The 23581-nt window shown below is 65.3% G+C and carries 20 protein-coding genes; 9 read left to right on the top strand and 11 right to left on the bottom strand.

The annotated features are described in order from the left end of the window. The 5 genes from O7621_RS08490 to O7621_RS08470 are packed head-to-tail and all read right to left on the bottom strand — an operon-like array spanning position 1 to position 5169. A complete protein-coding gene (locus O7621_RS08490; protein ID WP_282233508.1) occupies positions 1 to 1827 on the bottom strand; it encodes a hypothetical protein in 1827 nt (608 codons plus the stop codon). Beyond that, positions 1824 to 2789, bottom strand: a complete 966-nt coding sequence (gene nuoH, locus O7621_RS08485; RefSeq protein ID WP_282233507.1) for an NADH-quinone oxidoreductase subunit NuoH — start codon at positions 2787 to 2789, stop codon at positions 1824 to 1826. Before nuoH ends, O7621_RS08490 begins: the two co-directional genes overlap by 4 nt. After that, positions 2789 to 3493: an NADH-quinone oxidoreductase subunit C gene (locus O7621_RS08480; protein ID WP_282233506.1), complete on the bottom strand. Its 705-nt coding sequence runs from the start codon at positions 3491 to 3493 to the stop codon at positions 2789 to 2791. Before O7621_RS08480 ends, nuoH begins: the two co-directional genes overlap by 1 nt. Positions 3494 to 3553: 60 nt before the next feature. Continuing rightward, the gene (locus O7621_RS08475; RefSeq protein WP_282233505.1) at positions 3554 to 4840 is read right to left on the bottom strand and encodes a DUF6596 domain-containing protein; all 1287 of its coding nucleotides are present in this window, start codon (positions 4838 to 4840) and stop codon (positions 3554 to 3556) included. Continuing rightward, on the bottom strand, positions 4837 to 5169 hold the full coding sequence (locus O7621_RS08470) for a YciI family protein (RefSeq protein WP_281551918.1): 333 nt from the start codon (positions 5167 to 5169) through the stop codon (positions 4837 to 4839). Before O7621_RS08470 ends, O7621_RS08475 begins: the two co-directional genes overlap by 4 nt. Positions 5170 to 5333: 164 nt before the next feature. Between O7621_RS08470 and O7621_RS08465 the strand changes: the two genes are divergently transcribed. Continuing rightward, a complete protein-coding gene (locus O7621_RS08465; protein WP_282233504.1) occupies positions 5334 to 6371 on the top strand; it encodes a glucose 1-dehydrogenase in 1038 nt (345 codons plus the stop codon). Between the two features lie 32 nt (positions 6372 to 6403). Here O7621_RS08465 and O7621_RS08460 read toward each other — a convergent pair whose 3' ends face one another. Then, a complete protein-coding gene (locus tag O7621_RS08460; protein ID WP_282233503.1) occupies positions 6404 to 7270 on the bottom strand; it encodes an NAD(P)H-binding protein in 867 nt (288 codons plus the stop codon). 134 nt (positions 7271 to 7404) lie between these two features. On the opposite strand from O7621_RS08460, the gene O7621_RS08455 reads away from it, so the two are divergent. Continuing rightward, on the top strand, positions 7405 to 7971 hold the full coding sequence (locus O7621_RS08455; protein ID WP_282233502.1) for a TetR/AcrR family transcriptional regulator: 567 nt from the start codon (positions 7405 to 7407) through the stop codon (positions 7969 to 7971). Here O7621_RS08455 and O7621_RS08450 read toward each other — a convergent pair. From O7621_RS08450 to O7621_RS08435, 4 genes are all read right to left on the bottom strand, one after another. Further along, the gene (locus O7621_RS08450) at positions 7968 to 8372 is read right to left on the bottom strand and encodes a type II toxin-antitoxin system PemK/MazF family toxin (protein ID WP_282233501.1); all 405 of its coding nucleotides are present in this window, start codon (positions 8370 to 8372) and stop codon (positions 7968 to 7970) included. The two genes, O7621_RS08455 and O7621_RS08450, sit on opposite strands and share 4 nt — an antisense overlap. Further along, a complete protein-coding gene (locus O7621_RS08445; protein ID WP_282233500.1) occupies positions 8362 to 9006 on the bottom strand; it encodes a type II toxin-antitoxin system antitoxin SocA domain-containing protein in 645 nt (214 codons plus the stop codon). Before O7621_RS08445 ends, O7621_RS08450 begins: the two co-directional genes overlap by 11 nt. Positions 9007 to 9119: 113 nt before the next feature. After that, the gene (locus O7621_RS08440; RefSeq protein WP_282233499.1) at positions 9120 to 10439 is read right to left on the bottom strand and encodes a DUF2252 domain-containing protein; all 1320 of its coding nucleotides are present in this window, start codon (positions 10437 to 10439) and stop codon (positions 9120 to 9122) included. 110 nt (positions 10440 to 10549) lie between these two features. Further along, positions 10550 to 11086, bottom strand: coding sequence for an NADH-quinone oxidoreductase subunit B (locus O7621_RS08435; RefSeq protein WP_281555732.1), 537 nt, complete (start codon positions 11084 to 11086; stop codon positions 10550 to 10552). 136 nt (positions 11087 to 11222) lie between these two features. Between O7621_RS08435 and O7621_RS08430 the strand changes: the two genes are divergently transcribed. Beyond that, positions 11223 to 11711: a very short patch repair endonuclease gene (locus tag O7621_RS08430; protein WP_348775293.1), complete on the top strand. Its 489-nt coding sequence runs from the start codon at positions 11223 to 11225 to the stop codon at positions 11709 to 11711. 35 nt (positions 11712 to 11746) lie between these two features. Further along, positions 11747 to 13033, top strand: coding sequence for an ATP-binding protein (locus tag O7621_RS08425; protein ID WP_282233498.1), 1287 nt, complete (start codon positions 11747 to 11749; stop codon positions 13031 to 13033). Positions 13034 to 13052: 19 nt separating this feature from the next. On the opposite strand, the gene dcm is transcribed toward O7621_RS08425, so the two are convergent. Further along, on the bottom strand, positions 13053 to 15020 hold the full coding sequence (gene dcm / locus O7621_RS08420) for a DNA cytosine methyltransferase (RefSeq protein ID WP_282233497.1): 1968 nt from the start codon (positions 15018 to 15020) through the stop codon (positions 13053 to 13055). 915 nt (positions 15021 to 15935) lie between these two features. Here dcm and O7621_RS08415 point away from each other — a divergent pair. From O7621_RS08415 to O7621_RS08395, 5 genes are all read left to right on the top strand, one after another. Then, positions 15936 to 18560 (top strand): Z1 domain-containing protein, encoded by a 2625-nt coding sequence (locus O7621_RS08415; RefSeq protein ID WP_282233496.1) that lies wholly within the window; start codon positions 15936 to 15938, stop codon positions 18558 to 18560. Then, positions 18557 to 19549 (top strand): PD-(D/E)XK motif protein, encoded by a 993-nt coding sequence (locus tag O7621_RS08410; protein ID WP_282233495.1) that lies wholly within the window; start codon positions 18557 to 18559, stop codon positions 19547 to 19549. The genes O7621_RS08415 and O7621_RS08410 overlap by 4 nt, the downstream gene beginning before the upstream one ends. Next, entirely contained in the window at positions 19546 to 21759 is a 2214-nt protein-coding gene (locus O7621_RS08405) for a hypothetical protein (protein WP_282233494.1), read from the top strand. The genes O7621_RS08410 and O7621_RS08405 overlap by 4 nt, the downstream gene beginning before the upstream one ends. Before the next feature lie 656 nt (positions 21760 to 22415). Beyond that, a complete protein-coding gene (locus O7621_RS08400; protein ID WP_282233493.1) occupies positions 22416 to 22652 on the top strand; it encodes a hypothetical protein in 237 nt (78 codons plus the stop codon). Further along, complete coding sequence (locus tag O7621_RS08395) at positions 22649 to 23383, top strand: hypothetical protein (RefSeq protein ID WP_282233492.1); 735 nt, start codon at positions 22649 to 22651, stop codon at positions 23381 to 23383. Before O7621_RS08400 ends, O7621_RS08395 begins: the two co-directional genes overlap by 4 nt. Positions 23384 to 23581 lie beyond the last annotated feature (198 nt).

Raw genomic sequence — 23581 nt, 5'->3', positions numbered from 1 at the left:
TCACCAGCGGCCGAGGCAGGCGTACCCGGGGTCCGGTTCGACGGCCGGCGGCTGCGGGTCCGGGCCGGCGGCCAGGTCGACCAGCACCCAGGCCGCCGTCGAGGTCGACCAACGGTCGGCGGGGAAGTCACGGATTTCGACGATGGTGCCGAGCTCGGCGAGCTCGGCGGCGACCCGGGTCGGGTAGTCGGCCGGCTCGCCGCTGAGGTTGCGGCCGTGCACGTACCAGACCCGGTCGGCGTCACCGAGCCACTCGTCGAACGCCTGCGGGTCGCATTTGTCGTAACCGGACGGGTACAGCCGCACGGTACGCGGTGCCAGGTCGTGCCGTGGCCCGTACCAGACCACCATCCGGTAGCTGAACCAGTAGGTCAGGATGACGTCGCCGGGCTGGGCACGGGCGGCCACGTCGGCGAGCGCGGCGGGGCCGGCGTCCTTCATCTGTGGGTCGACCACCTGCCGGTACGCCGCGACGGCCGCCGGGTGGGCGATCACCGGCAGCACAGCGGCGGCCACCAGCAGCGCCAGGGACGCCACCGCCACCCGACTGACGCGCCGCGCCCCGGTACCAACGCGCGAAGTCAGCCCGGTGCCGGCCCGCGAGGCCAGTCCGGTGCCAGCCCGCAGAGCCAGCCTTACGCCGCCGTCGAGGCCGGCGACGACCAGGATCACCGTCGGGGCGATCAGCCAGGTCGCCACCCGGTCGGCGAGCGGCAGACCACGGGCCGCCGCGGCGGCCACTGCCACCAGCAGGGTCCCGCCGAGCATCGCCGCCCACAACGACCGGCGCCGCCAGATCAGCACGGCGACGCCGGCCACGGCGAGCAGCAGGACCAGCAGCGGTTGACGCCAGTCCAGGGTCACCGTGACGAAGCTGGACCACATCCGGGGCAGCCAGGCGAGGATGTCCACCGGCCCGGAGCCGGCCGGCGGTGTGCCGTCGGCGAAGTAGTCCGACTGGCCGGGCATGAACGGGAACCGGCGGCGGCGGTGGATCAGGTAGCCGGCGAAGGCGACCGCCGGCGCGGAGCCGGCGAGCAGGACCACCGCGGCGGTCCAGCGGCGGCGCAGCGCGAGCAGCAGGGTCATCCCGGCGACAGCGGCGGCGAGGGCCAGCACCGCGGTCAGGCTGATGAAGACGGCGACCAAGGTGGCCGCCGCCCAGCCGACCGGGAGCAGCCAACGGGACCGGCCCCGGCGGTGCCCGACCGAGGCCAGGTACCGGTCGCCGAGCAGCAGCACCGCCAGGGCGACCGCCGATTCGACGGCGTACTGCTTGAGCTCGCCGACGTAGGTCAGGATCATCGGCGCGGCGGCGATCAGCGTGGTCGCGGCGACCGCCGCCCACCGCCCGACCACCCGGCGGGTGATGATCGCGGTCAGCGCCAGGACGGCCAGCATGCCGGCCAACGACGGCAGTCGCAGCACCCGCTCGCCGTCGCCGAACGCCAACCACAGGGTCTTCTCCAACCACAGCCAGCCGACCGGGGCGACCTGCTGGAACTCCATCCCCCGGGTCAGTTCCAGGAAGGTGCGGCGCAGGTTGATGGCGATGGCTGTCTCGTCGTTCCACAGCCAGTTGCCGGCGGCCCAGACCGCGATCTGCCCGGCTGCGCCGACGGCCAGGGTCACGGCGAGGGCGATCCGGGCCGGCCAGCGCAGCCGGTCCGGGTCAAGCCGGCGCCGCCGGTCGACCGGCGGCTGGCGTAGCCGGTCCCCCGGCGGCCCACCGGTGCCGGCCGGCGGCGGCTCGTCGGGTCGGTCGGGCTCGTCGGGTCGGTCGGGCCGGCCGTCCGCACGCTCCTGGGTGTGCGTGGCGCTGGTCATCCGATGGTCACCTTCACCCCTGCCGTGAGCACCAGCTGGGCCAGGGCGAGCGGCACCAGCACCAGCCAGCACAACCGTTGCAGCTGGTCCTCGCGCAGCCGGGGGAACGACACCCGAATCCAGATGATCACGAACGCGACGGCGAAGACCTTCAGCAGTGTCCACAGCCAGCCGAGCTGTTCGACACCGAACGGCCCCTGCCAGCCGCCGAGGAACAGCACGGTGGTCAGCGCGGCGATGACGACGATGCCGGCGTACTCGGCGAGCAGGAAGAACGCGAACCGCAGCCCGGTGTACTCGGTCAGGTAGCCGAAGACCAGTTCACTGTCGGCGATCGGCATGTCGAACGGCGGGCGGCGGATCTCGGCCATGCCGGCGAGGAAGAACACGATCAGGGCGGGTGCCTGCCAGAGCAGCCACCAGGGCCGCCACGCTTCGACGATGCCCGACAGCGACAGGGTGCCGGCGGCCATCGCGACGCTGGCGGCGGCGAGCACCAGCGGCAACTCGTAGGCGAGCAGCTGGGCGGCGCCGCGCAGCCCGCCGAGCAGGCTGTACTTGTTGGCCGACGCCCAGGCGGCCATCAGCACGGCGACGACGCCGACACCCATCACGGCCAGGACGAAGAACAGGCCGACGTCGAGCGGCTGGCCGACGAGGTCACCCGGCCCGAGGGGGATGACGAGCAGGACCAGCAGGTACGGCACCAGGGCGATCGCCGGGGCGAGCCGGAACACCGGCCGGTCGGCTTCACGCGGGGTGATGTCCTCCTTCTGCACGAACTTGACGCCGTCGGCGATGAGTTGCGCCCAGCCGTGGAAGCCACCGGCGTACATCGGGCCGAGCCGGCCCTGCATGTGCGCCATCGCCTTGTGTTCCAGCTGCCCGACGAGCAGCGGCAGGGTGAGGAACGCGACGACGACGGCACCGACCCGGATCGTCAGCTCCAGCCAGAGCGGCATCAGGGCGTACCCCCGTCGGGTCGGGGTCGGTCGGGGTCGGGCCTGCCGGCCGCGTCGGGGTCGGCGTCGGGCGCGGACCTGGCGGCCTGCGGACCCCATTCGGTCGGCAGCGGTACGCCCGGTGGCCGCATCGGGGCCCGCCGGGCTCCCCCGCCGCCGCCGGCCGGTTCGCCGGGCTCCTTGGCGCCCGGCCACGGTTTGGCGACCCGGGCGGCGAGGACGAACTCCTTACGCAGCGGGTGGCCTTCGAACTCGGGTGGCAGCAGCAGCGGGGTGAGGGCGGGGTGGCCGACGAAGTGGACGCCGAACATCTCGTGGGTTTCCCGCTCGTGCCAGTCGGCGCCGGGGAACACGTCGACCACGGACAGCAGCTCCGGGCGTTCACGCGACACCCGGGTGCGCAGCAGCAGGCCGTGCCGGTGCCGGGTGGACCACAGGTGGGCGACGACCGCGAAGCCGTCGTCGAGCTCGTCGACGGCGGAGAGCCAGTCGAAGAAGTCGCAGGCCAGGGCGGCGTCGTCGCGGGCGGCGGCGAGCGCGGCCGGCCAGCTGTCGGCCGGTACGTCGACGGTGGCCCGGGCGTACCGGTCGCCGCCGCCGGAGACCGTGGCAGTGACCTGCGTGGCCGCCGACGCAGCCGCCGACGCTTCCGTCGGCTGGTCGAGGAGGCTGACCAGGTGCGCACCGATCTCCTCGGGGGTCATGGGACTGATCCTAAGGGCGCGGTGCGCCGGAGACCGCCCCCTGCGGACCATGGCGAAAGGTCAGGGCGCGAACGCGCCGGGCAGGTCTGCCTCACCCGGAGCAGGCGCACCCGGGGCAGGACGAACCACACGACCGGTCAGCTGGTCGCGGCGACGGACGAGGTAAGCGGTCTCAGCGGTGTTGCGGGACAGCTCGATGGCCCTTCCGTACGCCGCCCGGGACGGTCCGCTGCGGCCCAGCCGACGCAGCAGCTCCGCCCGGGTGGCGTGGAAGGCGTGGTAGCCGTCCAGCGGCAACGCGTCCACCTCGGCCAGGGCGACCTGCGGGCCGTCGATCTCGGCGAGCGCGATCGCCCGGTTGAGCCGCACGATCGGTACGGGGTCGAGCCGTACCAGCTGGTCGTAGAGCGCGACGATCTGCGACCAGTCGGTGTCGCGGATGTCGCGGGCATCGGTGTGGACGGCGTTGATCGCGGCCAGGAGCTGGTAACGCCCCGGTGCCTGGCCGGTGGCCAGGCGTGCCCGGACCAAGGCGTGACCTTCGGCGATCAGGTCCCGGTCCCAGGCGCCCCGGTCCTGCTCGACGAGGGGGACGAGGACACCGGTTGCCGACACCCGGGCGGGTCGGCGTGCCTCGGTCAGCAGCATCAGCGCCAGGAGTCCGACCGCCTCGCCGTCGGCCGGTAGGAGCGCGTGAACCAGCCGGGCGAGCCGGATCGCCTCGCCGGTCAGGTCGGTGCGGACCGCCTCCCGGTCCGGGTCCGAGGTCAGGTAACCCTCGTTGAAAATGAGGTAGAGGACGGCGAGCACGCCAGTGACCCGGGCCGGGACATCCGCGCGCAGCGGCACACCGTACGGGATCCTCGCGGCCTTGATCTTCGCCTTGGCGCGGGTGATCCGCTGGCCCATGGTGCTCTCCTGGACCAGGAAGGCGCGGGCGATCTCGGCGACGGTCAGCCCGCCGACCAGCCGGAGCGTCAACGCGACCCGCGCCGGTACGGCGAGTGCCGGATGGCAGCAGGTGAAGACGAGGCGGAGCCGGTCGTCGTCGATCGCGCCGAGCTGCTCGGCGGGGCCGGACAGCATCAGCGCCTCCCGGTGCTTGTCTCCGCGCCGAATGTCCCGCCGGATGCGGTCGACGGCCTTGCGCTGGGCGGTCGTGGTGAGCCAACCGTTGGGGTTCGCTGGGACACCATCGACCGGCCAGCGGTGCACGGCGGCCGCGAACGCCTCGGCGGCCATCTCCTCGGCGAGATCGAGGTCGCCGAAGCGCCTGGTCAGGGTCGCGACCAGCCGGGCCCAGTGGGCTCGGTAGGCCCCGGCGACGGCCTCGTCCACGTCGGTCATGCGGCCAGGAACGGCCGCAGCTCGACTCGGCGGTTGCAATGCTTCGAGCCGAGGGCTGCGAGCCGCAGCGCGACGTCGAGATGTGGTGCGGTGATCACCCAGAAGCCGGCGATGTACTCCTTCGACTCCAGGTACGGTCCATCGGTGATCACTGCCTCCTCGGCGCGGCCGTCGACGACGGTGGCGGTGGACGGTGCGGCGAGGCCACCGGCGAACACCCAGTGACCGTCGGCCACAAGCTGCTCGTTGAAGGCGTCGATCGCGGCCATCTCGGTGGGAGTAGCGCTACCGGTCGCCTCGTCCAGCACGGAGATCAGGTACTGCGTCACGGTCGTCTCCTGTCTGCAGGTGTCTTCAGGTGGCCGCCCTCCGGAGGCTGCCCCATCCTCATTACGCACGCGAGGGCCGCGATCCGACACGACGCCCGTGCCGCGATCGAAACTCAGCCCGGCTTCGCGGTGTAGCTCCCCGCCGTACGGGGCAACCCGCCGGCATGCGTGCGCTGACTGTCACCCCGGGCAAGGCCGACTCGCTGCGGCTCGTCGACGACGCGCCGGAGCCGTCACCCGACGAGGGTGAGGTGCTGGTCGAGGCGGTCGCGGTCGGCATCTGCGGCACCGACGGGGAGATCCTCGCCGGTGACTACGGCGAACCGCCGCCGGGCCGGGACACGCTGGTCCTCGGCCACGAGTCACTGGGCCGGGTGATCGAGGATCCGAGCGGGACGACGCGGCCGGGTGACCTGGTCGCCGGGATCGTCCGGCACCGGGATCCGGTGCCCTGCCGGTACTGCGCGGCCGGCGAGTGGGACATGTGCACCAACGGGCGGTACACCGAGTGCGGGATCAAGGGGATCGACGGGTTCGCCCGGCAGCGGTGGCGGGTGCCGGCCGAGTACGCCGTACCGCTGCGGCCGGAGCTGGGGCTGGCCGGGGTGCTGCTGGAGCCGACCAGTGTGGTCGCGAAGGCCTGGGACCACGTTGACCGGATCGGCGCGCGTGGTTTCTGGGCGCCGCAGCGGGTGCTGGTCACCGGGGCCGGCCCGATCGGGCTGCTGGCGGCGCTGCTGGGCGTGCAGCGTGGTCTGGAGACGCATGTGCTGGCCCGGGGCACGTCGGGGCCGAAGCCGGAGCTGGCCCGCCGGCTGGGTGCGACGTACCACGCGGTGCCGGTGGATGAGCTGGACTTCGACCCGGACGTCATCATCGAGTGCACCGGCGCGCCGCCGGTGGTGCGTGAGGTGTTCAACAGGTTGGCGCCGAACGGCATCGGCTGTCTGACCGGGATCAACACCCACGCCCACCACACCGAGCTGGACCTCAACGAGTTGAACCGGTGCCTGGTGTTGAAGAACAACGTCATCTTCGGCACGGTCAACGCCAACCGCCGGCACTGGCAGCAGGCCGCCGACGCGCTGGCCCGCGCCGACAACGACTGGCTGACGAGCATGATCACCCACCGGTACGGTCTGGACGACTACCAGCGGGCGTACGCCGAGGAGGAAGGCATCAAGACGGTCATCGAGTTCTGACCGCGGCGGCCGACCGGTCGGACACGTGCGCGTCAGGCCGGTCGCCAGTGGTCGGCGTGGGCGGTGCAGAAGTCGCGCAGGCTGGTCGGTGCCCGGCCGGTGACGTCGGCGACCGTACTGGTGGTCCTGTTTTCGGCTCCGGCGGCGATGGCAGCGTCCATGCCGGCCAGCAGGGCGGCGAAGCCGTCCGGGATGCCACTGTCGACCAGCCGGCGGCGCATCGTGTCGACGTCGACGGTACGGTGCCGGACCGGCCGGCCGCCGGCTTCGCTGATCATCGCGGCGACGTCGGCGTAGCTGTGGGTCTGCGGGCCGGTGAGCAGATGTTCGGCGTTGTGCGGCACGGGGTCGGTCAGGGCCCGGACGGCGACGGCGGCGATGTCGGCGGCGTCGATGAAGCCGACCCGGCCGTCGCCGGTGGCGGTGACGATCTCGCCGTCGCGGCGGATGCTGGCGCCGTGGTGATGGTGCTCGGCAACGAAGTTCTGCATGAACCAGGACGGGCGCAGCACCGCCCATTCCGGGAACCGGTCGGTGACGGCGGTGGGTAGTTGGCCGGGGCCGGGGTTGCCGGTGCGGATCGCCGAGGAGCTGAGCAGCACGACCCGGCGTACGCCGGCGTCCTGGGCCAGGTCGAGGAACGCGCCGACCTGGCCGACCGGGTCGGCGCTGACCGGCGGCGGCATCAGGTAGACGGCGTGGACGCCGCCGACGGCGGGGCGGTGGGTGGCCGGGTCGTGCCAGTCGAAGGGGATGTGGTGGGCGGCGGCGGCCGGGTCGGTGGGGCGGTGCCGGCTGGCGGCCCGCACCGGGTGGCCGGCGGCGGCGAGGGCGGCGACGATGTGCCGGCCGATGTTGCCGGTCGCGCCGGTGATCAGGACGGTCCGCTGGTCGGGCATGGTGCTCCTCGGTCGGGGGCGGGTTCCGGGTCGGCTCACGGCGCCGCACCGGTATGATCCGGACTGACGGTCCGGATCAACTATACGGACCGGTGGTCCGGATATCCGAGGCGGGGGCGAGAGGATGGTCAGCCGTGCCGGCAGCAGCACGTAAGGAACGGGTCGACGCCGCCCGCAACCGGGAAACCGTGCTGGCCGCCGCCGGCCGGCTGCTCGACGCCGCCGCCGACCCGGACGAGGTCACCATGGACGCCATCGCCCAGGCGGCCGGCGTCGGCAAGGGCACCCTGTTCCGCGGCTTCGGCGACCGCACCGGCCTGCTGCAGGCCCTCGCCGCCCAGCGCGGCACCGCCCTGCAGGCGACTCTGCACGATCATCGACAGGAAGCCGACCGGGATCCGGCGACCCGGGTCATCGCGATCTTCGACGCGATCCTCGACTACAAGCACGCCAACCGGGCACTGGCGCTGGCGTTGGAGAGCGCCGGCCGGGGCAGCCCGTACCTCAACCCGGCGTACGGCGACCTGCACCGTCACCTGACCGGCATCATCACCGGCGTACGCGGCCCGGAGCACGCCGACTTCCTGGCGCACGCCCTGCTCGCCGCCGTCCGCAGCGACCTGCTGCACCAGCTGCGCGACGAGCCGCCGGAACGGATCCGGGCCGGTGTCGTCACCCTGATCCGCTCCGTACTGAGCTAGGACAGTTCGCCATCGTCCGGTTCGTCGATGTTCAGGCCCATGTACTGGAAGAGTCGGGCCTGGATCTCTTCGAGGCGCTCGGCCGTCAGGACCCCGAGATGGTCCTGGAGATCTGACTTGAGTAGCGGTTGCACCGCGACCACCCGTACCCAGCACTTCTTGGGCAGACCACCCTCGCTGGCCCTGAGCTTGACACAGTACTCCGTCTTGAGGGTAGTCGATGTGGAGATCGGAGCGACCAGGACGGTGGGCCAGCCTGCGACGCTGTTCGTGTTGGGACCACTGAGCACGACGACCGGCCTACGCTCGTCGTGATAGTTACGGCCGTCGTTGGGCGGCAACGAGATGGCTAGATCTTTGACGTAGTAGACCCCGCCGTTGATGACGGACTTATTGATCATCGTCAAGTAGCATCCCGTTTGCTCGTCGGCGCCCTTCGGCCAACTCAGCCATCTCCCGCTCAAGCTCCTGGCCGATACCCGGGTCGTTCTCCTGCTCCGGGAGCCGCCTGAGCACAGCCGACATCCTTCGCGCGAGCTTCGTAAGCTTGGGGCGCGGGCGCGCCAGCGACAGGTCGAGCACCACGCCCCGCTCGCGTTGTAGCGCGTCCTCCATCGGCGGGGTCTGGTAACTCAGGTCCTTGAGAGTCGCAGCCGCCAGCCCGCCCAGCTCGGTGAGAGTCTTCTCCAGAATCGCCATGTCCTCCGCAGGCATGTCGTAACCCGGGAGTTCACCGACGAGCCGGATTTGGAATCCCTGGTAGTAGGGATCGCGCCGCACCACGCCGTGCTCGAACAGCTCATTTTCCAGGAACTGCAGGGTGTTGTTGAACGGGCCGTGGTGCAGCCATCGCCATTCGACCCCGGAGACGGGGTCTTCACCCTCGCGTACCGCAGCTAGGTCGGTCAGGTAGAGAAACTTCGCCATCTTCAGCCGGGTGACCACGTACCCGCGCTCGCGAGCCAACCTCAGCACCGCCACGTACGCCGCGACTGTTCGTCGCGACGCGGACAGCGGGGGCGGGAACTCTACCATCTCTCGCAACGCTACCCCACCCTCGCCCGACGCAGCATACTTGGCACTCATTAGAACACACGTTCGAGCGCTGGGCCAACGTGCATCCCCGGGCGGCCGAGAAGTCGTCGCGGTCAGACCCAGGGCAGTTGGCCGTTGCGGAACAGGTCGACGAAGATCCGGTGGTCGGTGCGGGCGCGGGCACCGTACCGGTGGGCGAAGTCGACCAGGCCCGCGACGAAGCCGGCCTCGTCGGCGTCGATCGCCGCGACGATCGCCTCCTCGGTGGAGTAGTCGACCAGGTCGTGGCTGGACTCGTCGTCGGCGACCGAGTGCATCCGGGCCACCGAGTGGGCCAGGTCGGTGACGATGCCGGTCAGCTCGGCCTGCTCGTTGACGTCGGACCAGTCCAGGTCGGCGGCGTACGGCGAGACTTCGGCGACGAGCTGGCCGACGCCGGCCAGCTCGGTGTAGCCGAGCCACGGGTCGGCGTGGGCCTGCAGCGCCCGCTGCGACTCGGCGGTCCGGTGGCCCTGGTGCCGGAAGTACGACCGGACACCTTCGTCGTGGACGTGCCGGGCGACGGCCGGCACCTGGGCCTGCTTCATGTAGACGACGACGTCGTTCTCCAACGCCTGGGTGTGGCCTTCGAGCAGGATGCTGTACGACGGCAGCCCGGCCGAGCCGATGCCGACGCCCTTGCGCAGCACGATGTCCTTGATCTGGGCGGCGACGGCGCGACCGCCGCCGGCCCGGTGCGGCAACGTGGCCAGGTAGTCGGCGAAGGCGGCGGTGACCGCGGCCCGGGTGTCGTCGTCGACCTCGTACACCCCGTCGCGGATGATGAACCGCCGCTCGTAGTCGTTGATGGTGGTGAGGTTCTCCAGCAGGCCGACGCGGGTGTTGAGCCGGGCCTCCTGCAGCACGTGGCGCAGCACGCCGGTGGCGTTGGCCAGGGTGATCGAGCCGATGGCCTCTTCGCCGCCGGCGACGATGGCCCTCAGCTCGGCCAGGTAGGCGGTGGCGAACTCGCGTACCAGGGTGCCGATGATCTCGTCGGAGAGCGCCTTGGCGTAGCCGATCAGGGCGAGGCTGGCGGCGAAGCGGCGCAGGTCCCAGATGAACGGGCCGACGTACGCCTCGTCGAAGTCGTTGACGTTGAAGACCAGTTCGCCGGAGCCGTTCATGTAGGTGCCGAAGTTCTCGGCGTGCAGGTCGCCGTGGATCCAGACCCGGCTGGTCTGCTTGTCGCAGAAGCTGTCGTCGTTGAACGGCCCGTCGGGCTCGGTCTGGTCGGCGTAGAACAGGCAGGCGGTGCCCCGGTAGAACGCGAACGGGCTGGCGGCCATCTTGCGGAACTTGCGGCGGAAGGCGGCCGGGTCAACCGCCATCAGCTCGCCGAACTCGGCGGTCAGGATGTCGACGATCTGCGTCGCGCGCTGAGAATCACTCACGTCCGCGCAGGCTACCGCGTTTCAGCAACCGCGCCACTGAGTGCCGGGTCAGATCCGGCGGTACGCCGGGTCAGCCCACCGGTCGGTCGGGTTCCGGCTGGCGGGCCGGGTCAGCTCGGTGGCTTGACGACCGGTGCGGTGAGCCGGTCGACCGGCGAGGCGAGCGGGTCGGGCCGGTGCACACCGCCGATGCCGGACCGCTCGGCGGCGATCTTGTCCTGCAGCCGCAGGATGCCGTGCAGCAGGGCCTCGGGCCGGGGCGGGCAGCCGGGCACGTACACGTCGACGGGGATCAGCTGGTCGACGCCCTTGGTCACCGAGTACGAGTCCCAGTACGGGCCGCCGCAGTTGGAGCAGGCCCCGAAGGAGATGACGTACTTGGGTTCGGGCATCTGGTCGTAGAGCCGCTTGATCGCCGGCGCCATCTTGTCGGTGACCGTGCCGGAGACCACCATCAGGTCGGCCTGGCGCGGCCCGTGGGCGAACGGGATGACGCCGAGCCGGATGAAGTCGTGCCGGCCCATGCTGGTGGCGATGAACTCGATCGCGCAGCAGGCCAGGCCAAAGTTGAACACCCACAGCGAGTAGCGGCGACCCCAGTTCAGCACGAACCGGATCGGCTCACCGAGCACCGCCGGCACCTGCACCACCGCGCCGCCACCTCCTCCGGCCCGCTCCGAGTACGTGCGACCCAGTCAACCACAACAGCGGTACGGGCAGCGGTAGCGCCGAGGCGGGTGGCCGGACCCTGGAGCACTATGGTGGCGGCATGGTGGGACAGGGATGAGGCGGACACCCGCCCCCTTGAACGCGGATGTCTCGGCCCAGATGCGCCGGATGCCCCGGGCACGGACCAAACCAGAGATGCTGCTACGGCGGGAGCTGCACCGCCGGGGCCTCCGATTCCGGGTGAACGTCAGCGATCTGCCCGGGCGACCGGACGTCGTCTTCACCAGGGTGCGCCTTGCCATTTTCGTCGACGGTTGCTTCTGGCACATGTGTCCCGCGCATTCAACAATGCCGAAGAATAATGCGGACTGGTGGAAAACCAAACTGGAACGGAACGTTGAGCGGGACAGGGAGAAGGACCAACTGCTGCGCACGGCGGGCTGGCATGTCCTGCACATATGGGAACATGAGGACGCTGTCGCAGCTGCCGACAGGATTCAGGATCTTTGGCGCACGCTGCGGGACGACCTTGTCCACAGGCCGACAGGTCGCCTAACTGATCTTGGGGATCCTGTGGCATCCTGGTCGTCACCGACTACGTGACGGAGGACCCAGTGGCCGGCAGAGCGTGGTACGAGGTGTCGCCATCGGCGGCACGGTTGACGAGTTCACTGCGTGACATCGGCTACGACTTCCAGACGGCAGTGGCCGATGTCGTCGACAACAGTGTCGCCGCCGGTGCCAGCCGCATCGAGGTCACCATCGAGCATGACGGTGCGAACTCACGGGTCCTCATCGCCGACGACGGACGGGGTATGACACCGTCCGGTCTCCTCGAAGCGCTGCGCTTCGGCACCCGTCGCGACTACGAGCGTGGCGAGCTGGGGCGCTACGGTCTCGGGCTCAAGACCGCGTCGCTGTCCCAGTGCCGCCTCCTGACCGTTGTCAGCCGTAGTTCGACGGCAGCCCTCCGCACCTGCGCGAGGGCACTCGACCTTGACCTGATCGGCGAGCTGGACCAGTGGGTCATCGTCGATCCCGCCAGCACGGAGCCGATGGTCGCCCGTGCCCGACAGTGGCTTGCAGAGGGAGCGGGAACGGTCGTGATCTGGCAGAACCTGGACAGGGTTCTCCCTGAGCGACGACCGGAGGGCGGATGGGCGCGGCGACGCCTCGAGACGCTGGCAACCCGGACCGCCGAACACCTCGGGATGGTCTTCCACCGCTTCATCGAGGGCGTGGGCGTACTGCCTGAGCTGGTCATCACTGTCAACGGGGAGAAGGTCGAGCCGTGGGACCCGTTCGCATCGCAGGAGCCTGCGACCGTTGAGCTTCCGGAGCAGCGGTTCGAGATCGAGTCGTCCGGAACCAACGGGAAGGTGGCGCTGCGAAGGTTCGTCCTTCCCGCACGGGACAAGTTCGCCGATCCGGCAGGGTTCGACCGCATGTCCGGTCCACTCAAGTGGAACCGGCAGCAAGGGCTGTACATCTACCGCGCGAACCGGCTGGTCCAGTGGGGCGGCTGGGGAGGCATCCGGGGAATTGACGAACATACTAAGCTTGCCCGCGCAGCTGTTGATTTCGATACCGACCTCGATGCAGCTTTCACGATCAATGTCGCGAAGATGAAGGTCAGCATTCCGGCTCAGCTCCGACAGTTGATCGAGCCGTCGGTCAATGAGCTCTGCATCCTTGCCGACGACGCGTACCGCAAGACGTCCCGCAGCGGGGACCGCGCTCAGGTCCCTGCCGACCTCCGCTCACCGGCCGAGGTCCGAGCTGTCAGCCAAGCTGCGGTCCACGCCGGACTCGCCCTGCGGATGGCAGCGATGCAGGCTGACCAGTGGGCGCCATGGGAGCAGATCGAAGCTGTCCTCCGGCAGACCGCACCGGAGGTGGTGGAGCTGCTCGGCCTCGAACGGTAGCGCCGATCCAGTCGAGGGATCAGAACAGCGGGTCCGACTGGGTTCTGGCCTCGACGCAGTTCTTCGCAAGCGGGCAGGCTGAACACACCGGCTCCTGCGGCCGGCAGAGCGTGTTCGCCAGATCGATCAGACCCAGGTGGGCGCTGCGGGCGTCGCTGTCGATACCGATCATCCGGGCGACCTCGAGACGCCCGTCGGTCAGCCGGTTACGGCTGCCGACCGGGGTGCCGCTGAATCGTGCGGCGACGCGAAGGACGCCCTTGGTGACCAGGACCGGCTCCTCTGCGTTGTCGTCATCACCTGCGGGAGCGACGAGGATGGCCAGATCAGCAACGGACTCGTAGAGTCCAGGCACCCGCCGCAGGGCGTCGTCATCGCGGAGCAGGGTCGGGTCGTCGGCCAAGGTACGCGCCAGCTGCGCCACCGTGTCAGCTCGCGCCTCGCGGGAGATGAAGCGGCCGATCCTGCGGAGGTCCTCCTCGCGGGCGATCGTGTCCTGGGGCTGCCGCCAGGTCTGCAGCATGTGCCATACCTGGCGGAGCACGTCGGGGTGCGTCCTGTCGAGCAGGATCTCACCCTGGATGACCTGCCACCGGGTCTGCGCCCGCAGCCACGGGATGCCGTTGACCTGGTCTCCGTCGAACCACTCAGCGAGAGCGGCCGCAACCTTCTGGGTACTGACCTTCGCCAGTGTCGCGGCCTGCAGCGACGTCGAGATCGCGCGGGCAAGGTGTTCACCCAGCATCGGGGGAACGGCGTTACCGATCTGTTTGAACGCCGCCGACGGTGGACCGGCGAACCGGAAATCGTCAGGGAAGGTCTGCAGCCTGGCCGCCTCACGGACTGTGATGGTGCGGTGCTGCTCAGGATGGATGTACCAGTAGCCGTCCTTCGCGATGTGTGCCGTGATGGTGCGCGACAGCCCGTGCATGTCCAACCGCTTGTACTTGTCGTCGAAGATGTCGTCGCGGTAGCGCTTCATCTCCGCCGGCAGGTCGGAGTAGCGGGTATTCGCGTCCATGAGCCGGAACGCTTCGAGGTCGTCGTCGCGGACCGGACGGGTGATGTGGTCGAAGACCTTGGCCCTGTCCTCAGCAGCCACGTTGCGGCGCATCCGACGCTGAAAGTCCGTCTTTGGCCCCTCGTAGTCGGCCCAGCCTTCGGCGCCACCAGCCGGGCGCCAGCCTCCCTCCACCTCGGGGAGGTCGCTGATGGCGTTCCACACGGTGGGCCGCTCCGGTGACTCAGAGGGCCATTGGAACGAAATGCCGTCTCTCAGCGCTACCAGGATCAGTCGCTGCCGGAACTGAGGGACGCCGTAGCGCCAGGTATCGACGGCACGTTCCTCGACCGCGTAGCCGAGAGACTCCAGTTCGTGCACCATCGTCCGGAGGATGAACATCTCCTTGTCGAGGGCCATGTCCGGCACGTTCTCCATCAGGACCGCAGGCGGACACGCCAGGCGGATCACCTCGAGGAAGGACCGCCAGAGGTCACGGCGCTCGTCGTACGGGTCCCGCAGGCCATTGCGGACCTTGTGTCGGATCATCGACCGCCCAGCCTTGGAGAACGGCTGGCAGGGCGGGCCTCCGGCAAGCAACTCGATGCCGGCGCGCTTGACCAGGTCGGCGACCTCCCGGATGCGCTCGGGGTCGCCGAGGTCCCAGTTGACGCTCAGGCCGGCGTGATGGTGACGGTGGGTCTCGACCGCCTCCGGGTAGTGGTCGACGGCAAGGACTACCCGGTAGCCGGCTTCTTCCAAGCCAAGGCTGAGCCCGCCCGCACCGCTGAACAGGTCCGCAGCGAGCCGCTCGCCACGGCTACGAGCCTGCTCCGCGTACGTGAGCATCGCATCGGGCTCGTCGCATGCGTCCGGATGCTTCGGCAACTGGACGAACGGCCCGCGGATAAGCCTGACCGCGTATGCGCCACGTGCAACGGGTCGACCACGCGCCGGCAAGGGCGGATGCTCCTCGGCGGCAGACACGACCGCTGACACTACCGCCCCACGGCCAGGTCGCCAAGCAACCAGGAGTGTGGCAGACCATCGGATCGCCGATCAGGCGCCGACGGAGCTAGATGAAGGCACCGCCACTCATGTCTCTCGCCGCCACAGCTCCGGCGATACACGCCAAGTTGCCTCGGCAAACGTGGCACCACGTACTAACCCCTACCGTGAGTGGGAGCGTCAGGGTCGAATGGACCTGACCATCGGCAGCCGCGACCTCGACTCAGACCGTTCAACACCAGCCGTTCCGTCATGAACCGCCGGCCAAGCCGAGCATGGACTGGCAACCAAGCCTACGACGACATAGACCCATTCCGAACCAGCCCTAGGGCCATCGCCGTCCCACCGAACGGACAAGGCAGGCATCATCCGTGCCTCTATCGTGAAAACACACCCTGGTCTCGGCCTGTACAACCACCTACCCGCCAACGGTAAGGTGCTGCGGATGGACGCGCTCGATCGGCTCGAACCGCCCCACGGCCCAGACCGCACCAAGGCCTGCGGTAGCAATCAAGCTGCAGATGTCTTGACCAGCAGGTATCACCCAAGGTCTATTGAGGCGAGTCGCGGAGGCCTCCCCGGCCTTCACGACGGTTTTGAGCGCGCCACGCAGGGTCCGTCAACCCGGTCTTCTAGACTCATCGAGTGCCACACAAGAGCCCGAGAGCAAGACTTCAGTGCAGAGAATTTGACTGCTAACTCCCGCGCGATCCTCTCGCAACCGACAGGAGCACCTTCCATCACGTGCCGATCGACATCGCGAGTCTGCCGACGCTACGACCCGCTAATGAGAGACCTCCGCGGCACTCAGGTTCCGCGCATCACAGTCAACCCCCCAGCCACTGAAGGTCGATAATGGACCACACCGCAGTTCGAAAATTGATCATTAGCGCCATGCGTCAGCAAAGAATGTCACTGGACCGGGCAGCTGAATGGATCGCGAACATCTTCGATGCAAAATTGGCTGATCTAGCTCCCGCGGTGGACAGCATTCGGCGCGAAGGCGCCCGCAACAAGCTGCTCGACTCACCACCCGGCGTACTGCAGGAGACGGCCGCCGAGGCTCGAATGTCGAGCTGGTATTCCGGATCAGAGGAGGGCGACGAGCTATGGCCCCGCTTGGAGAGCAGAATCAAGTCAGGTCCGATGGCAGATGTCGTCACAGAGATAGACAATGCATCGACTAAAGTTGTAGCCAACTTGGCAGATCCCTCCGTCTATGGACTACGAAAACGTGGACTAGTAGTCGGATACGTGCAGTCCGGTAAGACCGCGAACTATACCGCCGTTATGGCCAAGGCAGCCGATGCAGGATACGGACTATTTATTGTGCTGTCCGGAATGTACGACAACCTGCGACGGCAGACTCAGGTCCGACTGTCGCGGGACATCGTTGATCACGATTGGGTTCCACTGACGACAGATGATGCAGATTTCGGAAACGTGGTCAACGGAGCCGCGTTCCTTGCACGCGGCACAAAGTCTATCGCGGTAGTAAAAAAGAACCAAGCGCGCCTGCGGTCCCTCCGAGACTGGCTCCGAGACATCCCACAAGACATTCGGCGCAGAGTACCGGTACTGCTGCTCGATGATGAAGCCGATCAGGCTACGCCAAACTCAGCGACGAGGCAGGATCGACAGACCCGAATTAATCGGCTGATACGTCAGATATGGCAGGAAATCCCGACCGGCACATACCTAGGATATACTGCAACTCCGTTCGCGAACATCTTTATGGACCCGAACGATGATCAAGAGTTGTACCCAGCCGACTTCATCATTGATCTACCGCGACCGAAGGCCTACTTCGGAGCGGAACGAGTATTTGGCCGAGAGCCACTCAATGATGCGGATGATCCCGACCCCGGCCTTGATATGGTCCGAGACGTGCCGGACGAAGAGGCCAAGGAACTCCGCCCGCCAAGCAATAGGGAAGCTCGTCAGACTTTCGATCCCGCGCTACCACCATCGCTAATAGAAGCGATTCGGTGGTTCCTTGTTGCTACGGCAATTCGCCGAGCCCGTGCCCAACATGACGCTCACAGCTCAATGCTCATCCACACCACACACTACATCCAACCCCACATTGCAATGCAAGGAAGGGTCCAAGCACTTATTTCAACAATCCGCGCTGATTGGCAGGACGGCAACATCTGGGACCTTGATGGCTGCTACAGGCGAGAGGCCATGCGCGCGAAAGAGGTAGCAAGCGTCGAGCTACCTGCGTGGAGCAAGGTAAAGCAGGCGATTGCCCGGGTTTTAAGCGATGTCCGAATCTTGGTCGACAACGGCGAGTCGGATGACCGCCTCGACTACGACAGAGTCGTGGATGGCAAACCGGTACCCGAGACGGTTATCGCAGTCGGCGGCGGAACGCTGTCACGAGGTCTGACCCTGGAAGGGCTCGTAGTTTCCTACTTTACTCGGACTTCGAACACGTACGATACTCTACTCCAAATGGGACGCTGGTTCGGTTACCGGACTGGCTACGAGGACCTGACACGCATCTGGATGCAGGCGAGCTTGGCTGAGGAATTTAGGTTCCTGGCACTTGTAGAGCATGAGATCCGTCAAGATATGGCGCATATGGAACGGATGCAGGTAACACCGCGGCAGCTGGGAGTGCGGGTCCGAGCTCATCCCGGGCGACTTGCCATCGTCGCACGCAACAAGATGCAACATGCAGACATCGTGCGCATAACCTACGCAGGCAGGCGACTGCAGACATTCATCTTCGATGAGCTCGGTAGATCGGTAATAGCTCGGAATCAGGATGCAGCCAAGGAACTTGTCACGTCGTGTCGCAAAGTGGTACCCGAAAGACAGATACTGGGACTTCCCCGATGGATCTTCACAGACATTCCAGCCCAACAGATCACCTCCTTTCTAAAAACCTATCAATTTCATCCCGACCAGGTAGGCTTACACGGCGACCACATGATCGGTTGGATCGAACGAGCCGCTCCATCAAATCCCTGGAACGTAGTTGTCATTGGTAGCGACAAGATCCACCGCCGTGACGACAATTCACCGATACCGCTGGGCGAGATGGACCTCGGCCTACCGATGCCGGTGCCAGCAGTGAACCGCGCACCATTGCGGATGCCGGAACCGGGGACCGCCAACATAAAAGCCTTGCTATCACATAACGACTGGTTTGCAGACCTGCCCCCAGGCCTTGTGGCAGAACTTGGTGAATCGTCGGCGGATCCCCGCACAATCCGAAGGGAGAGATCCAAGGGAAGAGGACTCTTGATTATCTATCCCGTTAGCTGCCGCTCTACACCGATGGGGCCAGCCCGCAAGACCAACAGCCGTCGTGACATGCAGGCACCCGACCACCTGATCGGGGTCGGCATCATTTTCCCAGAAGTTGAACAGGAAGGACTAGCGAAGGACGGCACCTACTATTCAGTTCATCCTGACTGGGAAGTCGAAGCAGTAGACGAGGAGGACTTGCCGCAGGATCGCGAAGGCAGCCACATAATCGATGGCCACAAGGTGGGAATCCGGCCATGACTACGGTCTCCGAACATTACGTCATGCTTGAATCGCACGCTGAGCAGTTCGGGGCGACATCGCTGCTCACTCGTGATGTCGGCGTACAGGTTGGCGGAAGGGATGTCCTGGCAGCTATTGATGCCGCCGGGCAGAAGCACCTTTTGATACCGGTGTTGCAACCAAAGTTTGGCACCGACTATACAAGCCAAGGCGTTACGTTAGGATCTCGCCTGCTACGTGTCGGTGGACGCAGTTTGATGTTCGCCGACCTTCATTGCCGCCTTACCTCGCTCGACCTAGTTTTCGAGCACTTAGTTGAAGACGTGGTGCAGCGTCTCGCTGACGATGGCTCATCGCCAGTTGCTACCTGCCAAGTTGTGTTGGACGAGTGGCGAAAGCTCCTACAGCCCGCATCTGAGGGCCCATCACAGCAGGCAGTTATTGGACTAATTGGGGAACTAGAAGTTCTACGATTGATGGCAGCGCATGATCCGCTGGTATCACTTGATCTGTGGAAGGGTCCAACGGGAACGACTCACGACTTCGTCCGAGCCCGCCGCGCGATCGAGGTAAAGACTGTAACGTCCGCCGACGGCCTGTTCGTTCGCGTCTCTAACATCGACCAGCTCGATCCGGATGCCTTAGATTCACTCCATCTTATAGTGGTTCATTTGCGACAGGATCAAACTGCTCCCAGTCTGGTTGATCGCATTGACGATGTGTTAGCACTAGGCACTCCGCGGAGTCTACTGCTCGAACGGATAAAAATGGCAGGCTATCTATATGGAAGCCCTCTCAGAGAAAACCAGGATCGGTTTTTCGTTCGATCAGTGCGCGCTTGGGTTGTCGAAGACTCGTTTCCTGGCCTACGGCGCAGCGAGCTCGGGGAGGCGCGGCTCCGGGGAATCAGTCGGATCAGCTACGATTTGACATTGGATTCCACTCCTCTCCACCTCACCGAAGAGCAGTTTGATCGACTACTCCAAGAGTGGACTGTGAACAAATGAACGATCATGATCTCATGCGAGAGTGGGATTCGGTTCGTGAGTACTTCTACGGACGTGACGTAACCGTCAATACGGTTCTTGCGGCGCATCTCCGAGCTAAGAACCTTCCTGCCTCTGGCCGGCCATGGGAAGCGGCTAAGGCGGCGATGAGAGCTGGATCGAGCTTTAGCCAAGCGGTCGCGGCCGCCCAACTGATCCTCGAGGAGGAGGCTGCCGCAGCCCTCACTAACGACCGAGGCCAGGCAGCCGCCACCGCCGCTGCTGGCGACCGAATCTCGACAAGTCTCGCTACTGGCCAAGCAGCTTCGATGGACACCTCGATGCCTGCTCGTACGAACGCCCTTGATTGGTTTCCGAAGCGGTTTGGTCCGGGCGACATCGATGGCGGCGGTGCTCGGCGTCTTCTCGGGACTCCAAATCTAGATTTAGCATCAGTCCTAGTAAGGGAGATGGCACAGAATAGCTGGGACGCTCGGGGCGGCTCTTCCGAAATTGAGTTCACTCTAAACCTGCGACGGCTCAATTCCGCGACTATCGAGTACCTACGAAAGGTGGTGTTCACCGGAGAACCCTCGCGCACGGGCTTGCCTGAGCTTCTATTGAAGGAGGAGATCTGGGCCCTAGAAGTGTCCGACCGCGGAACAGTAGGTCTCACAGGGCCAGTTCGAAACGATAAGGCTGTAGACCCCGGCGAGGACACTAACTTTATCGATCTAGTGCTCAATATCGGGGCACCACGCGATGTTCATCTAGGTGGGGGAACATACGGCTTTGGGAAAACGATTAGCTACCTGGCGAGCGGTGTTGGCACAATACTTATTTGGTCCAGATGTGAGGGTGGAAATGGACTAGAGCATCGGCTAATTGGAAGCGCGATCGGGGCTGGCTATGACGACGGCGAATCGCGCTACACTGGACGCCATTGGTGGGGACGCAGTATCCCAGGCGAGGATCGCGTTGAGCCGGTTGTAGGCGCCAGAGCAGCGGAGATAGCCGAAAAGGTGTTTTCTGCCCGCTATCCTGCGCGCATGGCCGGCACTAGCATTCTGATTCTCGACCCAGCCCTTGGCGGCTCCGATCGCGGTGCGGATATTCAGCGACTAGCGGAGGCGGTTGTTTGGAACCTATGGCCAAAGCTTTTGGTGGACCAGCGGGACCGTTCGCGCATGCGTATCAGTGTCCAAGCGGATGGCGAACCCATTTATCTGCCTTCCATCGAAGACCACCCTACGCTCAGCGGGAATGCCCAATGCTTGCTGGCAGTTCGAGCGGCACAGTCGGGTGATGATCCACCGAAATCTTCACCCCTTTACCCAGTCTCAGTGCATGAGATCTGGTGTAAGCTTCCAGAAAAGCTTCTCGGCCATCTCGCACTAACTCGATTCCCTCATTCCTCGAGAACAGCAACCCCTCCTTCTCATGCAATCACCCTTATGCGGCATCAGGCTGAACTTGTTGTGAAATCCCTGGAGCGACGCGAGCTGGACATACCTGGTGTGCAATGGGCGGGGGTCTTCAAGCCGGTAGCAGACCTGGATGATTCATTCGCGGCCGCTGAGCCACCCGCCCACGACGACTGGGTTGCCAAGGCAGTCCAAGACAAATCTCTTCGTCGCGATGTCAACGTGGCCTTAAGGAGAATCCGTGAGGCTGCCGATGAGTGGCTTGAGCCCAGGAACCGAGATATCTCTTCGGCCGAGAAGGCACCCTCTGTAGCTCACGTCGGGGACATGTTGTCGGGCCTTGTTGTTGGACTCGCTGGATCGGCTCCGTCCAGTCGCACAGGAGTTCTTGGAGACACCTTCGAAACAACCAACGACAGGCATCGGGAGACAAATCGAGCGCCAAAAGGTGGCACTTCCTCTACTCGGGCTCGCGACAGAGGGATAGCAAGCCGACCAAAGGTTGACTTTACAATCTCATCTCAAGTACCCGCTCCAAGGAAAGGCTGGACTCGGACAACTCTCGACGTCTGGGTCGACGGATCGGCTGCAGGAGAGTGCCTTGTGGACCTCGTAGTTCAAGTTGGAGCCGATGGCGGTAGCTGGCTCGATACCTCAGCTGTTATTATCCTTGGCTGGCGAGACAGCTCTACAAACTTGTTCGATCCAAACCCGCGCAAGCTTACACCAGGCGAATCCTGCCACTACACCTTTGATGCCGATTCCTACCTGGCAATCGATGTCCAGTCAAAGATTCTGGAAAGCTGATGCCCAGAAAACGACTTTATCCCCATCGGCAGGCTGCCCCCGGCTCCGTAACCTGGCACGATTGGTGGACTGAACGCGGAGGTCGCCGCGAGCCACTTCCCTCCCTATTGCCAGGATGGGATTATGCAAGCGAGGAAACGGTTGGCGTATCAGTTGAGATCGGAGTAGAAGAAGTTCTTCAAAGCACCGGTCTATCCGATCTAAGTGACCTCGAGGTAGTCGTTCTTGGAGACTGCCAGGAAACGAATCGTCGGTTCGCACAAGCCGTTGGATTAGACGGATATACCGACGGGGATACCTTGGAGATCAGACTTCAGTTACCGCCCGGCCAGGTTGCCGGTTCAGTGCAACTTTCCGCACATCTCGTGCTCGCAAACATGAGGCCGCGAAGCTCGGACCGAGTAGCACATCTTCGCGGATCTCGCTTAGGCTCATCCCCCTCATTCCGCCTTACGCTCGAAGGCGACGCTGGACGCTTCCCAACCGAGTCAGCCGCTTTCTCCGAATCAATGATTGGTTACGCGCCGTGGACAATTATTACGTTCTATGACGACCTATCGGAATCGTTCATGGGGTCAGTTCGTCTGCTAATTAACACCGAGCACCCAGCCGCACAGCTGCTACTAGCGGCAGTGCCAGACCCACGCATCGAGCGCATGATCAAGGCAGATGCGGTCCGCCTTTTAATCGCGCAGACTGCCCGGCAGGCGCTAGACACCAGTGAAAGCACTTACGCCGAAGAGGGAAGTCTCGGCGACGTACTCGACACAATGTCTCGATTTTTCCTTGGGCGCAGCCTTCGAAGCTCGGCGCGACTGTATGTCGAAGATCCCGCCGAGTTCGACATTTTGATACATGATCGCATGCAACCAATGGTGGAGCCGTCGACATGAGCAAGTTCATCTATCCTCGCCTACCGCTTGCAGCCGCGAAAATCCGGATCGTTGAAATTGCTGAAGCGATGGAGAGTGGCGGGCGTGATGCAGTCCTCAAGCTGGCCGATGCAGCGCACCCCCGTTCAGCCCCAGTAGCCACTGGCGGCCGTGTTGCCGATCCCGGCACTATTGCTGATGTTCGTCGAGCAGTGCTGAAGGATCTCGAGGAAGGCGTCCTGTCCGGCGTGGTTACGCGGATGAACGCTGCCGCGTTCGACGTTGAACTTGGCCGCACGCTTCATCGCAACCTCGCTATTGTTCCCGCCGACGCATCCCATGTCGATACGTGGAGCTTCTTGACCCTTGTTGTTTTCCCGGACATCGCCGTAGCACGGTTCCCCAATCTTCACATGGACCGCCTAGTCGGAACACCCCGAAATGTCCTGAGGCGCACTTGGTTACGCGAGGAGTTTCTTGGCGACCTACTACGTTCTGGGGAACGTCCATTGGGTGAAGACGAGCTTGTTGGCATGTTTGAACGCTCCGCTCTAGCACGTAACCAACGGGTCGTACAGCGACTCGCGGTTGCGGTCTTGTCCTACAAGGGACCGACAGCTCGTTCTGAGTGGGCCCGCGAGCTATACAAACGCGTGACATACGCCACAGGACCTCGCCTACTCGATGCCCTTACCGATAGCGATATCGATTTGCTAATCCACGGCGACGAACAGCGTCTTCTCCCTGAGTAGATCTGCGACACCCTCGGTACTGGTGGGAGTGTCAAGTTTACGGCCCTGGTTGATCTCCGGTAGCGACTTCAGGTAACTACCCCGCAAGGGCAACACGTGGGGTTGAAGTTGGAATTCCAAGGCTGGCAAGCTCTAGCCTCGGCCCTTCGTTAGGGGTTGTCCACGGACTGGACCAGAAATGAAGAAGTGCCTTCTGAT

Origin of the sequence: Solwaraspora sp. WMMD937, from assembly GCF_029581175.1 — a bacterium.
Taxonomy (GTDB): Bacteria; Actinomycetota; Actinomycetes; order Mycobacteriales; family Micromonosporaceae; genus Micromonospora_E.
Note: the sequence above shows the minus strand (reverse complement) of the source record. Positions and strands in the feature narration are given on the sequence as shown.